Raw genomic sequence first — 14,978 nt, 5'->3', positions numbered from 1 at the left:
GTATATGGTCATTATGACGGTGGATAAGTGTTGAAAAAAGGCAAAAAATAGTACCCAAAAAGATTACTAGGGTCTATTATAATCAAGAAAACAGAAGTCATCTGTGAATAACTGTGGATAATAAAGGGAAAATTCAAGCAAGGCAACCTTAAAAAACGATTGCCTTGCTCTTATCACTTTTTCCACAGGAAAAAATTTCGTCAATTTTTTTTGATTTTTATTGGGTCTGAACAGTAACGGATTACCGTCTGACGATCCAGTCTATACCCTTAATAAAGTTTTGGAGGAATTAGATTATACTAGCTTAGTTGCTAGATATAATACCAAGGGAAGAAAAGGCTATAATCCTATTATGATGTTTGCAGTTCTAACCTATGCTAATATGCGGGGTGTTAAGGCCATTGATAGAATTGTAGAACTCTGTGAAAGAGACATTGCTTTTATCTGGCTTACAAAAGGACAAAAACCTAAGCGGGATGCATTTTACGACTACATAAAAATCAAGCTCACAGATGAGATTTTAGATGACCTGCATTACCAGTTTATACGCCGTCTTTGGAAAGAAGAGTTCATAACGTTAGAGGCTTTATTTATCGACGGCACCAAGATTGAAGCCAATGCCAATCGATATACATTCGTTTGGCGAGGAAGTGTCAACTATCATCTTGCCGGATTATTAGAGAGCATTGACAGCCTTTATAACAGATATAATGACTTCATCAAATCTGGCGACTATCACACAAAATATAAATTACCCAAAGAACAAATGTTTATTATTGAAGGTATGGACCGTGTAAGAGAAATTATCGAAAAAAACCGAGAACGAAAGTTAACTAAGCATAAAAAAATCTCCAATAACAGCATCATTGAGATTGATCACTGCTCGCCTCTTGAGCTATTAAATTTACAGGTTCAACTGATGAAAATTGCTAAAGGTGAAGAAATCCTTTTTGTTTATGAAAAAGGTCATAAGAAATCCGAACTTCAAAAACTATATGAAGAGATTGATGACTGCGGCCAGAGACTGATGAACTATAAAAACTGTTTTGAAATCATGGGAACGGATAGAAACAGTTATTCAAAGACCGATATCGAGGCCACCTTTATGCGAATGAAAGATGACCATATGCAAAATGGCCAACTAAAACCGGCATATAATCTACAGATCGCCGTTGAAAACTACTTTATTATCCACAGTTACATTAGCAACGATCGAACCGACTATAATACATTAATACCTGTGTTAGATAAACATAAATTGGCATTTGGAACTTATCCAAAAGAAGTAACCGCTGACAGTGGTTATAGTAGTGAAAAAAACCTAATTTTTCTAAAAGAAAAACAAATCAAAAGCTATATAAAACTACAAACCCATGAAACGATGAAAACAAGAGCTTATCAAGAAGATATCGGCAAATACTACAACATGTCTACTGTAATTAATGAAGACGAACATTATTATCAATGTCATGACGGTAGGCAATTAGAGCATATAAGAACAGAAGTAAGCACTAAAGGTGGTTTTGAAAGAACCTTTGAAGTCTATGGATGTAACGATTGTAGCGGATGTGAACATAAAGCACAGTGCTTATATAAATATGATGAAGACAAAGATGTTGATAAGAATAAAGTGATGAAAGTCAATGAACGTTGGGAATCTCTAAAAGCCGAATCTAATGAAAATATTCAAAGTGAACAAGGCATAATAAACAGGCAGATTAGGTCAATTCAGACAGAAGGTCACTTTGGTGATATAAAAGAAAATGATAAATTTAGACGATTCAATTATCGTTCCTCTAAAAAGGTCTATAAAGAATTTATGCTCTATGCAATAGGACGAAACATAAATAAATATCACCGATTTTTAAATGGAGAAATCAAGAAATTCGAAGGAAAAACCGAGGAGATAGCAGCTTAAGAAAAAAGTTGTCACTTATAGGTTAATACCTTTATTAAGTGTACATAAAAATAAAGTTTGAACAGGTAACCATTAAATAAAAGAATGAACCCACAAAAATAGTTGGCTTCCAAAAGCCTATATTTTGTGGGTTCTACATATTTCTATGAAAAAGGGGCAAAATCGGATATTATCCGACTGCCCCGTTTTATGAGTGACTTTTCATCTTTATCTTGTGGATTACCATCGCTAAGTAATTTTACAACTGGTAGAGTTAAGTTCTTTAATACATCACTTCCATGAGGCAAAGTCCTTGTGCCGGTGCGGTATATCCTGCTTCGCTTCTGATTTTGGAGGCAAAGACCTGATCAATGGTGTCGTCATGTCGAAGGCCAAGACCAATCTCAATGAGTGTCCCAACCATGATTCTGGCCATATTGTATAAGAAACCACTGGCATTCATAAGGATTTCGATACGGTCTTCATCTTCAATAATGTCAATGCTATTGACTTTTCTAGTCGTTGTTTTCTTGGTTTTATCACTGCAGAATCCCTTAAAGTCATGTTCACCTATAAATTTGGTTGCTGCAACCAGCATAAGATCTGTATCGACCTGTTCTTCCAGTCTGTAAACATATTTACGTTCAAAGAGAGGCATCGTTTGTGCATTGGCTTTCCATAAAGTATATCGATAGGTTTTACTTGTCGCGGCAAAACGACAGTTAAAATCCTCATCCATTTTATAAACTTCCTTTACGATAATGTCTTCCGGTAACACCTTGTTCAAGTTGTACTTTAGATTTCCCGGTTTTTGCTTGGACTTTGTTATGAAGTTCACCACTTGTCCAAGGGCATGCACACCTTTATCCGTTCTGCCTGAACCGATTACCACAATTTCTTCGCCTAAGTATTCACTTAAGGTACTTTCCAACTTACTTTGAATGGTATTCTTTGCATTCTTGTTTTTTTGCCAACCTTGGTATTTGGCACCGTCATAACCAATAATCATTTTATAATTGTACGCCATGTGACCTCTTTTCCTAGGAAGATTTTTCTTCCAATTCCTGATATTGTAACTGATACAAGTTATAGTATAGACCTTTTTTGCTCAGTAACGTTTGATGGTTACCTATTTCCTTAATTCGACCTTTATGTAAAACAACAATTTTGTCTGCGTGTTGAATGGTGGATAATCGGTGCGCTACCACCAGAGTTGTACGATTTTCCATTAGCTTTAAGAGGGCATCTTGTATCAATACCTCTGTCTCTGTATCAATGTTGGCGGTAGCTTCATCAAGTACCAGAACCGAGGGCTTATAGGCCAACGTTCTTGCAAAAGACAACAACTGCCTTTGACCTGCCGAAAGCGTAGCCCCTCTTTCAAATACATGTTCATCATACTTGCCTGGCATTTTTTCAATAAAAATATGAGCGTTAACGAATTTCGCTGCTGCCATCACGTCTGTGTCACTTATACTTGTTTCACCAAGACGTATGTTTTCTTTAATATCTCCGGTAAAGAGAAACACGTCCTGTAGCATTTGTCCCACATGTTTTCTAATATTATGTTTATCCAAAGTCTTGATGTTGTGTCCATCCAGTCGTATTTCACCTTGTTGTATGTCGTAGTATCTGGTAAGCAGATTGAGTATGGAGGTTTTCCCTGCACCAGTCGCTCCTACAAATGCTACTGTTTCTCCCGGATTCACTGTGAAGGATATATCCTTTAACACATATTCATCCTCTTTATAGGCAAACCAAACATTCTTAAACTCAATATGGCCTTTTACCGATTCCATAACTTTGGGATTATCAATATTATCAATACTTTGATTATCATCCAGCAGTGAGAATATTTTCTCTGCCGCTGCAAAGGCCGATTGAAGAATACCAAATTGTTCTGCCAGTTGTTGAATCGGATCAAAAAAATTGGATATGTACTGAAGATAGATGACCAATACCCCTATGGTTAAGACACCTTCTAAGACCTGATACCCTCCATAACCCAACACCATGGCTAAGGACAATACATAAATCAAATACATGGTTGGTCTATAAACGCCAAATACCATCAATTCTTTCATATTAGCTTTTAGCAACCCGTCATTTATTTCATCAAAAGCTTTTAGCTTGGCTTTTTCTTTACCAAAAATCTGAACGATTTTCATGCCGGATATATGTTCCGATAAAAAAGTATTCACCATGGATACCTGACGCCTGACATCTCGATATGCTTTTCTTGAGTATTTTCTAAAAATAAGTGTCGATACGAGCACTAAGGGTAAAACAAGAAAAACTGCAAGGGCAAGTCGCCAGTTCAGAACTACCATCATAACGGATATTCCAACCAGGGTCAAGACACTTTTTACTGAGTTGACAATGACGCTGGTATACATTTCGTTTAAAGTCTCTGTATCATTGGTTACACGGGTTACCAGTTTGCCAACCGGATTCTGATTAAAAAACTCAATAGAACGTCCTTGAATATGAGCAAAAATCTCATCTCTGATTTCATAAATAATTTTTTGACCTGTGTAATGAAGCAATATGGTCTGAAAATAAGCAATGACCAACCCTGCTATTAGAATAATAATAAAATACACCATCAACTTAAAAAGTTCTCTATAGTCCATAGACCTTAATTGATCAATTTCTTCAGATGTTAATAATTGAGCACTATACACTATACCTTGATCTGTTACAAATGCACCATTATGATCTAGGCTACCTTCTTTTTCTCTTATTCTTAAAGCTTCTTCATAAGTTAGATTATCAATCAGATAATAGCGACCCTCTTCATATATAATTGTGGCTTTTGACGCTTCCTTCATCTTATTGTCTTCATCTTCTATATAACCTGTTTCTGCTATTACAGAACCTTCTTCAGGGGATGCTTGGCTATAGATCTTCTGATAATTAACAATAACTTCATCAATGGCCTGACCAATAATAATCGGTCGAATCAATTCAAAACCAACCACCACCACCAATAGTATCATGGATAGCGTTATGGCAAAATAATGCTTTTTGGCATATTTAAGCAGTCTTTTTAATAACGCGCCATCATAGCCTTTTTCTATGGTTTTATCTTCTATGTCCATTTTGCCACCTACCCTTCCTCTATGATTTCTTTCTCTAGCTGTTGTTGTTTGACCATTTCATAGTAGAGGCTTTTGTTGTTAATCAACGTTTCATGATTTCCTTGCTCAACAATATGACCGTCATCTAGAACAATAATTAAGTCCGCATGCTGTATCGTAGATATACGATGTGCTATTAGAATCTGGGTTTGATGACCTCTTTGATGTTTAAGCATATCCAATATGGCTTCTTCCGTCTTTGTATCCACAGCTGATACGGCATCATCCAAAATAAGAACTGGTGCTTCACAAAGTAAGGCTCTGGCAATGGAAATCCGTTGTTTTTGACCTCCGGATAGTGTGACACCGCGTTCCCCAACAATGGTATCATAACCCTCTTTAAACTCTTCTATGTTATCATGCACGCACGCTTCCTTTGCTACGTTCATTGCCGCTTCTTTTTGAATCACTTCTTTTGCAAAGCCTATGTTATTGATGATTGTATCTGAAAAAAGAAAATTATCTTGTGGTACATAACCAAAACTTTTTCTTAACTTTTCAAGAGGTAAATCAAGTACATCCACACCATCCAGAAAAACCGTGTTCTCAGGTGGATCAAAGAGCCTTAAGAGAAGGTTGGCTAAGGTGGTCTTGCCACTACCGGTACGTCCTAGAATACCGACCGATTGTCCTGCTTCTATTGAAAGACTTATGTTCTTAAGAACCGGTTCAGTATCTGCTTTATAAGCAAAGGTCAAGTCTTGCATCTGAATGCTACCCTTAATATGCGCCACCTCTACTAATGCTTCTTTATCAACCACGGTACTCTTTGTTGCCATAATTTTTTCGTAACGGCTTAGAGAAGCCATGCCTTGAGATACTATATTAATGCACCAGCCAAAAGCCATCATTGGCCATACCAAAATCAATATATATTGTACAAAGGCCACAAAATCACCTAAAGTTATTTCTCCACGGATGGTCATCCTACCTCCAAGTCCAAGGGCAATTGCAATTGACAAACCACTAATGAGCGTCACCAAAGGCATCATTATTGCAAACAGCTTTACAACATGCATATTCTTATCATAATTGTGCTGATTCGCTACATTGAACTTAGCTATTTCATAGGTTTCTTTTACAAAAGCCTTAATAACACGCATACCGGATATGTTTTCTTGAACCAGATCGGATAGGTGTGCAAAAGCCTCTTGTTTATCCTTAAACCGTTTTCGTATGAACTTACCTAATATCAGACTTCCAATAGCAATTACCGGTAGAGGTAATATACTTATTAAGGTCAGCTTTAAGCTAATGGTTCCAATCATCTTATAGAGTACCAATACTGTTAATATAACCGCATCAAGCGCCATTAAAACACCGGGTCCAACCATCATCCTTATGGCATTTAGGTCATTGGTGGCATAGGCCATTAAGTCACCTGTTTTATGCTCATTAAAAAAATCAGTGGATAAGGACTCTAATTTAATAAAATAGTCTCTTCTCATGTTTTTTTCAATATGTCTGGAAGTGCCAAATATATAGTAGCGCCAAGCGAAACGGCCGAGCGTAATAATAATACCGATTATTAGCAACTTAACAAGTTCTCTCATAAGTAAAGGCATTGTAAGAACACCATATTGAAGGTCATTGGTGATGTCCCCTGTAATCACCGGTATGTTCAGTTGTACAACATCCACTAATATTACGGCGAGTACACCTAAGATATAATGACCTGTATATTGTTTCATATAGCCAATCAGTCTTTGGCCTTTGTTGATTATTGGATCCATAATTGCCTCCGTATCCTTCTGTCATTACCTAGTGTTGATTCCTGATTTAATCGAGGCTATAGCGCTTCCATAAATAAAAACCGATAATTACAAGTATGATTGATAAGAAGGGCTGTGGTTCCTTTGTCTTGAGCCGTAAAATCGGCATCAAATCCGTTTTTATCCATGCTCTCTACCATAACGCCTTCTCCATCCGTCCCCATCAAGGTCATCCACCGAATATCCTGATATGTATGACACTTTAAGTGTCCATTATCCTCATAACTACGTTCCAGTAAATCCATTTGGTATAGACCCATTTGAGTACTTGTCATTCCTTCAAAACAGGCTGGATGAGGACCTTTACCAAACCAGTTGACCTGATTTTTTTCACCCCTTAATGTTATCATAGAGCCAAGTCTATCTGAATAATCATTTGGGTTACCTTCATAATAAATGTTAAGTTCACCCGTTGAAAAGATCTCATATTTAATCTGTAATAAGGTTTTTACCGTCTTAACACTTATTTCAAAATGAAGATCAACTTGAGAACCTTTTTTCTCTATTTTATATGCCTTAACTTGTCTTTGTGAATCATCTTCTGTTGCATCAGACTCGGTGTCTGATAGACTTCTCAAAATAGGTCGAATAGGCTGTTTTAGTATTTCTTTATTATCCACTTTGATTTGTGTGATGTGACCTGTCTTTTTATCGAATTCATAACGTGTTTTTTCACCAACCACCTCGATGATTTGACTTGATTCGTTTATCGTACAGTCGATATTCGATTTGGGTATAAAAATAATAGGGTGGTAGCCTTCCTTCTCAAACTGTTCACTGGCAAGAATATGTCCTTTTTTAGCCCACCACATATCTTTTGTAAGTAGGACCTCAAAAATGATATGGTACAAAATACCCTCATTATTTAATTGCAACCATGATTTTATAACACCTGACGTTACCTCACCTGGTTTTATGCTCACCGGATCAAAGCCTTCTATCTTAATCGGCGTACCATCTTCTTGGATGGTGACGCGCACTTCTATATCTTCTGCCAATAAGTTCAGGTTCTTAATGCTGTAAAAAGCTGTCTGTGAATCGAAGCTGATGTGATAGGCTTCAAATGCTTTTTTTATTTCATATGCTAATGGCCGAACTTCAAAGTTTTTTCCCCCAGAGTGATTTTGATGCGAAAAATAATTCATGAAACCACCTATAAAGCCACCATGCCATCTAGTATGAACATGCATGCTCTCCATCACCGGCCTTAAGTTAATAAGTTCTTCATTGTCCGTTTGCCTATTTGTACATAGCACTGCAGGTTTTTTCTTATAGGCCATTGCTGTATATTCATCCATCCCTTTCGAAAAACGACGGTCTTTTAACAGGAGCATATCGCCTCGAATATCAAGACCTTTTCCAATTCTTTCTATTGTTTTTTCATGTAGCATCTCCATTACAAATACATCACTAATGTAAAACGCCTCGTCACCTTGAATCATACAAGAGCGTCGATCGTCTAATGACATGATGACTTTTTTAACCGCTAGATTTTCATTTTTATTAAGCGTGGTTTTTAATGACCACATAATACTGCAGGGATGATTCCTCGCATTACCTATAACAGAAACCACTTTTGTGATGATATCCTCTATATTTTTATTAATACTATTGATTTCAGTCACAACATAAAAACCCAATTGGTTACAACACTCATAAAAAACATCGTCTACATTGTCACTGTCAACTATAAGGGCGTTCATATTATATTGTTTTAGAAGCATAAGGTCTTTATTATATGTCTCTGGATGACTGGCCTTTTTCAAGTCCTTATGATAGTTGATGCCTTTTAACAGCAAGGGCTTATTATTCATTAACATTTGTGCGCCGCTGGTTTTTATTTCTCTAAAACCGTATTGGAAGCCTACAATTTGAAGTATCTTATCAAAGTGATCCGTCATGATTACAAGGACCTCATATAAGTAGGGTTCTTGATCAGACCACAATTTGATGGTACTTATTGGCACTTCAAAATAACCTTTGGTTGTCGTTCTACCTTGGGCAACCATCCTTGTATCCATAGCACCTATTGGCTCTTGATCTACATCTTCATGAAGAAACAATTTTATTTTCACCGGAATCATTTCATCTAATAGATTGCAAATTCGAAAGTTAACTTTCATAATGGACCTTATATAATCCTGGCTAAAATCACACCTTAAATATAGATCCTCTATATGGGTCATAGGATTAATGGGCCTATCTGATTGAATATGTTGCTTCCAATCCGAAATTGTATCATAAACCTTCATCTTGCAACGACCTTCATATTCTTTATCCATGTCCTTATCACCGGTCTTTTTCTTTATTAAAGCCATTTCAATTACCTCCAATACGCATAGATCTTCCATCAGTAAATCCTTTTTATCCCATTCCCTCATTATACCTTATGAAAACATCTTTGCCTATGGAGAAAAAATCTGCATAGCTCAAAACAAAAGAAAGGCTATTTCCTCAAAGTCTTCATACCTTGACGAAATAGCCTGTTTTTTCTATTTGGCAATTGGTCCACCGTGTTTTTTTGAATCAAAGGCTTCATGTTCCTTACCCGACTTCTTCTCAGGTCGCAAATGGCTATCTTGATGACCTCGATTCTTTTTCTCTTCTATTATTTTTTTTAGTTCCTCTTCTGTCTTTTTCTCCAAAACAATCACTCCTTCTCTATAAACATAATTATAACATGGTTAAGGCCTCAAAACTATATAGTTGAACTTAGTTTTGACCCTTTAACCATAACATTAAAGTATGACCGCCTTATGTCTATGATTTACTTTTTAGTCTCTAACATAGGCCAACGTTGATTCTCTTTCTATGTAATTTGCTTCAACTATGATGTTTCTTTCCATAGATGTGTTTTTTTCTAATTGATTGATAAGCACTAGAGCTGCATAATGGCCTAGTTTCTCAGCATTGATATCCACTGTTGATATGGTTGGACTATTAAATACGGATAAAGGGGTATTGTTAAACCCGGCAAAGGCAATGCCAAGAACACCGGCTTCAAGTGTAGCCTTGTATGCACCATAAGCAACCATATCATCCGTTCCCACTATGGCATCAGGACTTATGACTTTAAGCATCTGCTTCATAACTTCATAAGCCTTTTGTTCTGTTGGCTCACTTTCAATTACGAGTCTATCATCCCATTCTATACCATTTTGCTCAAGTGCTTGGCGGTAACCTCTAAGGCGATGCCGGTATACTGTAAACTGTTGCTCACCACCGATATAGGCAATCTTTCTATGGCCCTGCTTAATTAAACGGTTTACAATGTTCTCCATGGCCATTACATTATCATTATCAACCCATAATACCTTATCCCTTTGTGCTTCCGGTCTTCCAATAACAACAAAAGGCTGGTTTCTCTTCATGAGTAGTTCCACACTTTTATCTTTGATTCTTGTTGAAGTCAGAATAATACCATCTACCCATTTGCTGTCCATGTAATGTTTGATGGTTTCTACTTCTTCTTCTTCACTTCTACAATAATTGTACATAATATAATAGCCTTTTTGCTTGGCATAGACACTAAGGCCGCGCATCACTTGCATAAAAAATGGATTCTCAAAAACTTCTTCATCCTTGCTTGGTAAAATGAGACCAAGTGTGTAGGTTACTCTATTGGCTAAGCTTCTTGCAATAATATTCGGTTGATAGTTCATCTCTTTCATCGTTTCAAAAACACGCTTCTTAGTAGCCGCACTGATTTTGGGACTATCTGCTATTACTCTTGAAACTGTGGATGGTGATACCCCTGCTTTTTTTGCTACATGCTTTATGGTTACATCCATTTCGGCACTTCCTAACTTCATCATTTTTGTTGGTTACTCTAAATGCTCTTCAACTGTGGCTTGATACTCATCCACTTTCTTGGATAAAAATTCTGCAAGACCAACAAACTCACAACCATATAGGTTGCTTCCATCATAATCGACCTTTCGCACAATCTTGACGACACAATAAAAATAATTCTGACTGTCAAAATCAATTCTGGCATCAAAATAATAACCTAAAGGCAGTTCAGATTCACATTCAAATCCTATGCCTGTCTTAGATATGTTCACGACATGTATTTCTTTATTGACCATTGGTATGATTTCATGATCTTGTCTAAATAATTCGTTGATGGCTAATTCTAGTCTAATCGGTAAACGTTTGTTTTTTCTTCTCTCTTCCATTTCACTTCTCCTCTTTATCCGGTATATATCGACAACACCTATTACGACCTTGGTCTTTGGCTAGATATAACCCTTTATCTGCTATATGTATCATTTCATCTGATGTTCTTGGAAAGAGATACCTATTGTCTGCAACGCCAATACTTAAAGTAACCGGTATCGGCTTTTTATCAATAACCAAGGGTTCATAAGCTACACTGCGAATGAACTCATTGGCTTTTTCTTCTGCATCATTTATATCTGCATCTATCATGAGAACCATAAACTCATCCCCGCCAAAACGGCCAATGATGGAATCAGAGTCCAAAGATTCTTCGCATATCCCACTGATGTGTTTGATGATTTCGTCACCTACAAGATGACCATATGTATCATTAATATTTTTAAAGTGATCGATATCGATGATAATCGATGCCAAATTTCGATTATTCTCTTTGGCAATACTAAACTCTTCTTTTAGTTTCAGGGTGAAATATTTTCTATTGTAAACGCCTGTCAGATAATCCTCAATAGCGGATTGATGGAGGTCATCATTTTGTCTTGCTAACACTTCATTCAAACGTTCTAGCTCGTTCGACTGATCTTGAATTTTTCGGTTCTGTTCTTCTAAGATTGCGTACTGCTCTTTAAGCAAGTTTGTCTCTGTATTTTTTTTATTCATATCATACTGAGCTTTTAGCTTGGCTACAGCACCCTGTTTTGCATCTTCTGATAAAATGTTAGAGTATTCAATATAGTCTTTTAGTTCATAATAGGCCTTTTCATAATCTCCGGTCTTGACATAAATCTCCGATAAAATACGTGTCGCTTCTGCTAGCTCTGCAATATAGCCATGCTTTAAAGAAATGACCTTTGATGCTTTGACTTGATTGATTCCCTCAATATAGTCACCTTCTATAGCATAAATTTCACCTCTATACATATAGGCTTCAGCTCTTGAAAAACGACTGCTTCCCGGTTTTAGCGCTAAAAAAACCTGATCTAAATGCATCTTTGATTTTTCAATCTGGTTGGTTCGAAGATAACTTAGGGCTAGATTACCTTGTATAATCGTTAGCAAATCATAAAACTTATAAGTGGTCGCCTTTTCCACTGCCCGTTCAAGATGGGGAATCGCAAGTTCAAAAGCTTTCATTGTGTTATAGAAAAATCCGTAATTATTCTCATTTTTCACGATTTCTAATTTGAGTTGATGGTCTTTGGCTAGAACTTCTACCTTTTTCAGGTAACTCAGTGCTTCCTCATAATCCCCTTGCCTTGAATAAAGGCTAACAAAAACATTGTAAGATTTAATCAATTCGCTGATATTGCCCTCTTCTTCAACAACTTTAGAAAACTCAATGATATAGTTCATCGCATTGATATAATCAACCACAAAATAGGATGCGTAAGATAAAACTTCAAGAGCTTTTCTTTCACTAGCTTTATCCTTCATGTCTCTTGATCTTTCGAGAAGTTCTTTACCCACCTTAATGGCACTTCTAAACTTCTCTTCCTCAAACAGTCCAACCATTTCGTCATACATATGTTGATTGTCCGGAAATATCTGGCTCATAGTAAATACGCTCTCTTCCTATTGTTCATAATCTTTTTTAAGCTGTGTCCGAATCGTATTTGGGTTGATTTGCTTTAAAGTGCCTTCAAACTTACTAATAACTTTGCTATCGTGAATACCATCTTTCATTTCATTGTATAAGGCTTCCCACACATTGCCATCCTCCGGAAATGTTACGCCGTATAAAAACAGTGCACTTCTTGATGAAACTTCTTTTTTAATTTGGTCATAGGCTTTCCTAACTTTATTCTCAACTTCTACAAGAAAGTTTTTGGGTGTAAATGGGCATATTAGCAAAATATTATTAGCTTCAAAATACATCACGATATCCGTGGTCCTAAGCAATTGGTTTAAGGTACTTTTAAAAAGAACCCACTGTGGTTGATCTAAACTATGGTATTGTACTAATACAAAAGAGAGAGGGTATTTGCCACGCATGGCTCTATTGATTTCATCCCTGATCTTGTCTATATCTATTTCCATATAGTTTTGAATCTGAACTTTGTCTTGATTCGATGGCATGAGAGGTGAAGACTTCTGTGTGTCAAAGAAAGATAGAATCTTTTTGGATAAATGGGTTCGCTCCATCGGTAAAACAATGATGTCTTTAACCTTAAGTGCCAAGGCATCATCTATGACATGTTTGGAATACTTGTGGATCAAAACAATGGTACGCACTTTTTCCATGTCGATACGACGAATCTGGTCTAAAGATTCTTCATAATTATTTTCATCTAACTCTTGAATATAAAGGTCAATCTGATCCTTGATTAAGTTATATTTGAAGTTTAATTCACTTTTATTAAAAACCTCTAAAAAATCATGGCCATTATTGACTAAGATACTTAATATATCGTTTTTTACCTGTATGGTATAAACATGAATCAGTACTTTTTTCTTCACAAAAATCACCTCTCAATACTTATTTATCGGCAAATCTAGGTGATTTATTAAGTATCTTACCTTGTCATTTAGGACACTTAGCCGTTCGTTACTAAGTAACGCTCAGCTGCATAAACGGATATTGCCCCATCTGATGCTGCGGTTATAACCTGGCGTAAACTTTTAACTCTTAAATCGCCAGCAGCAAATACGCCCGGTACACTTGTTGCACAATCTTCATTGGTCTTAATCCAACCTTTTTGGTCTGTTTCAACCTGATTTATTACTAGTCCTGAATTAGGATCACTTCCAACGGCGATAAAGACACCACTGACTTCAATTAACTGTTTTTCATCGGTTAACCTGTTACTGACATGAATTTTTTCTACCGTTTCCTCACCGATGATTTCATCGACTTCACTATCCCATATGATTTCGATGTTCTCTATTTTGAAGAGATGTTCTTGTAATACCTTAACAGCTCTAAGCTCGTCTCTTCTGTGAATTAAATAGACCTTTTTACATAGTCTGGATAAATATATGGCATCCTCAACCGCCACATCGCCTCCACCCACGACTGCTGTCACTTTGTCTCTATAAAAGGCGCCATCACAAGTCGCACAATAAGAAACACCCATACCTGAAAATTTGTCTTCACCTTTGGCACCAAGCTTTTTCCAAGATGCACCTGTGGCCATAATAATGGTTCTTGCCTCATAACTGCCGTCATTGGTTATGACTTTTTTTATAGGACCCTCTGTAATCACTTCTGAAACTTCTTCACTTAAGAACTCAACCTCTAATGTTTCAGCATGCTCCCTGAACATATTGCTAAGCTCAAAACCCGAAGTCGCTTTGATGCCCGGATAATTCTCTATTTCATATGTGTTAACAATCTGACCACCTGTAAAAGCTTTTTCTAAAATTACAAAAGACAGTTTTGCTCGACTGGCATAAATCGCTGCTGCAATTCCAGCCGGTCCGGCACCGATAATAATTAAATCTAATACGTTTTTCATTTATTTACCTCCAATAACCATCTACTTAGCTTAAAGCTTTCTGAATGGCTTCTTCCAATTTTTTAATAGTTACAGGTTTTTGCATAAACCCAACCACACCTTCATCTAGAAGCTGTGCTGTTACTTGCACCATACTATACCCTGATAGCAAGATGACCTTATTATTGCTATCCACTTGACATATTTTACGATACAGCTGTAAGCCATTCATCCTTGGCATCATCATGTCCATAATGATGAGGTCAATACTTTTTCGGTAATGGCTAAAAACTTCTAAAGCCTCTTCAGGAGATATACATAAGACTACATTGTAGCCTAGCATATCTAGAATATCTTTTAATAGATTTAGGATTACCACTTCATCATCTACAATCAGAATCGTTTTCTTGTTATAATCCAGTTCAAAATGATTAAAACCATTTGACATTGTTTTTACCTCGTAAATTTCCAACCCCATATCTCTCAAATCTACGTCGATACATTCCAGTTAAATTATACCAAGTCAATTAGGGGAAATCAATGTAGATATTGTGTT

At 36.5% G+C, this 14,978-nt stretch carries 11 protein-coding genes and 1 pseudogene; 1 reads left to right on the top strand and 11 read right to left on the bottom strand.

Translation table 11 applies throughout. The features are described 5' to 3' along the window. Positions 1-241: 241 nt before the first annotated feature. Positions 242-1,918, top strand: a pseudogene (locus P0N36_RS09600) (IS1182 family transposase); the annotation flags it as partial. Between the two features lie 262 nt (positions 1,919-2,180). Here P0N36_RS09600 and truA read toward each other — a convergent pair. The 11 genes from truA to P0N36_RS09545 form a co-directional block, all read right to left on the bottom strand. Next, positions 2,181-2,924 (bottom strand): tRNA pseudouridine(38-40) synthase TruA, encoded by a 744-nt coding sequence (gene truA / locus P0N36_RS09595; RefSeq protein ID WP_275842626.1) that lies wholly within the window; start codon positions 2,922-2,924, stop codon positions 2,181-2,183. Between the two features lie 13 nt (positions 2,925-2,937). Beyond that, the gene (locus P0N36_RS09590) at positions 2,938-4,998 is read right to left on the bottom strand and encodes an ABC transporter ATP-binding protein (RefSeq protein WP_275842625.1); all 2,061 of its coding nucleotides are present in this window, start codon (positions 4,996-4,998) and stop codon (positions 2,938-2,940) included. Between the two features lie 8 nt (positions 4,999-5,006). Further along, positions 5,007-6,770 (bottom strand): ABC transporter ATP-binding protein, encoded by a 1,764-nt coding sequence (locus P0N36_RS09585; protein WP_275842624.1) that lies wholly within the window; start codon positions 6,768-6,770, stop codon positions 5,007-5,009. A 56-nt stretch (positions 6,771-6,826) separates the two neighbouring features. Then, positions 6,827-9,127 (bottom strand): glycoside hydrolase family 2 TIM barrel-domain containing protein, encoded by a 2,301-nt coding sequence (locus P0N36_RS09580; protein ID WP_275842623.1) that lies wholly within the window; start codon positions 9,125-9,127, stop codon positions 6,827-6,829. 174 nt (positions 9,128-9,301) lie between these two features. After that, positions 9,302-9,454, bottom strand: coding sequence for a hypothetical protein (locus tag P0N36_RS09575; RefSeq protein ID WP_275842622.1), 153 nt, complete (start codon positions 9,452-9,454; stop codon positions 9,302-9,304). A gap of 129 nt (positions 9,455-9,583) precedes the next feature. After that, positions 9,584-10,600 (bottom strand): LacI family DNA-binding transcriptional regulator, encoded by a 1,017-nt coding sequence (locus tag P0N36_RS09570; RefSeq protein ID WP_275842621.1) that lies wholly within the window; start codon positions 10,598-10,600, stop codon positions 9,584-9,586. A 33-nt stretch (positions 10,601-10,633) separates the two neighbouring features. Then, entirely contained in the window at positions 10,634-10,987 is a 354-nt protein-coding gene (locus P0N36_RS09565; RefSeq protein WP_275842620.1) for a PilZ domain-containing protein, read from the bottom strand. A gap of 1 nt (position 10,988) precedes the next feature. Then, complete coding sequence (locus P0N36_RS09560) at positions 10,989-12,542, bottom strand: tetratricopeptide repeat-containing diguanylate cyclase (protein WP_275842619.1); 1,554 nt, start codon at positions 12,540-12,542, stop codon at positions 10,989-10,991. Between the two features lie 18 nt (positions 12,543-12,560). Then, positions 12,561-13,445 carry a hypothetical protein gene (locus P0N36_RS09555; RefSeq protein WP_275842618.1) on the bottom strand — a complete coding sequence of 295 codons (885 nt, stop codon included), beginning with the start codon at positions 13,443-13,445 and terminating at the stop codon, positions 12,561-12,563. A 77-nt stretch (positions 13,446-13,522) separates the two neighbouring features. Next, on the bottom strand, positions 13,523-14,443 hold the full coding sequence (trxB, locus tag P0N36_RS09550; RefSeq protein ID WP_275842617.1) for a thioredoxin-disulfide reductase: 921 nt from the start codon (positions 14,441-14,443) through the stop codon (positions 13,523-13,525). 25 nt (positions 14,444-14,468) lie between these two features. Further along, the gene (locus P0N36_RS09545; RefSeq protein ID WP_275842616.1) at positions 14,469-14,870 is read right to left on the bottom strand and encodes a response regulator; all 402 of its coding nucleotides are present in this window, start codon (positions 14,868-14,870) and stop codon (positions 14,469-14,471) included. Between the last annotated feature and the right edge of the window lie 108 nt (positions 14,871-14,978).

Origin of the sequence: Petrocella sp. FN5 (genome assembly GCF_029210395.1) — a bacterium.
Classification (GTDB): Bacteria; Bacillota; Clostridia; order Lachnospirales; family Vallitaleaceae; genus Petrocella.
Note: the sequence above shows the minus strand (reverse complement) of the source record. Positions and strands in the feature narration are given on the sequence as shown.

Excerpts from the sequence above, each read along its gene's own strand:
- truA (WP_275842626.1), bottom strand. The coding sequence starts at position 2,924 with ATGGCGTACAATTATAAAATGATTATTGGTTATGACGGTGCCAAATAC.
- P0N36_RS09590 (WP_275842625.1), bottom strand. The coding sequence starts at position 4,998 with ATGGACATAGAAGATAAAACCATAGAAAAAGGCTATGATGGCGCGTTA.
- P0N36_RS09585 (WP_275842624.1), bottom strand. The coding sequence starts at position 6,770 with ATGGATCCAATAATCAACAAAGGCCAAAGACTGATTGGCTATATGAAA.
- P0N36_RS09580 (WP_275842623.1), bottom strand. The coding sequence starts at position 9,127 with ATGGCTTTAATAAAGAAAAAGACCGGTGATAAGGACATGGATAAAGAA.
- P0N36_RS09570 (WP_275842621.1), bottom strand. The coding sequence starts at position 10,600 with ATGGATGTAACCATAAAGCATGTAGCAAAAAAAGCAGGGGTATCACCA.
- P0N36_RS09565 (WP_275842620.1), bottom strand. The coding sequence starts at position 10,987 with ATGGAAGAGAGAAGAAAAAACAAACGTTTACCGATTAGACTAGAATTA.
- P0N36_RS09560 (WP_275842619.1), bottom strand. The coding sequence starts at position 12,542 with ATGAGCCAGATATTTCCGGACAATCAACATATGTATGACGAAATGGTT.
- trxB (WP_275842617.1), bottom strand. The coding sequence starts at position 14,443 with ATGAAAAACGTATTAGATTTAATTATTATCGGTGCCGGACCGGCTGGA.
- P0N36_RS09545 (WP_275842616.1), bottom strand. The coding sequence starts at position 14,870 with ATGTCAAATGGTTTTAATCATTTTGAACTGGATTATAACAAGAAAACG.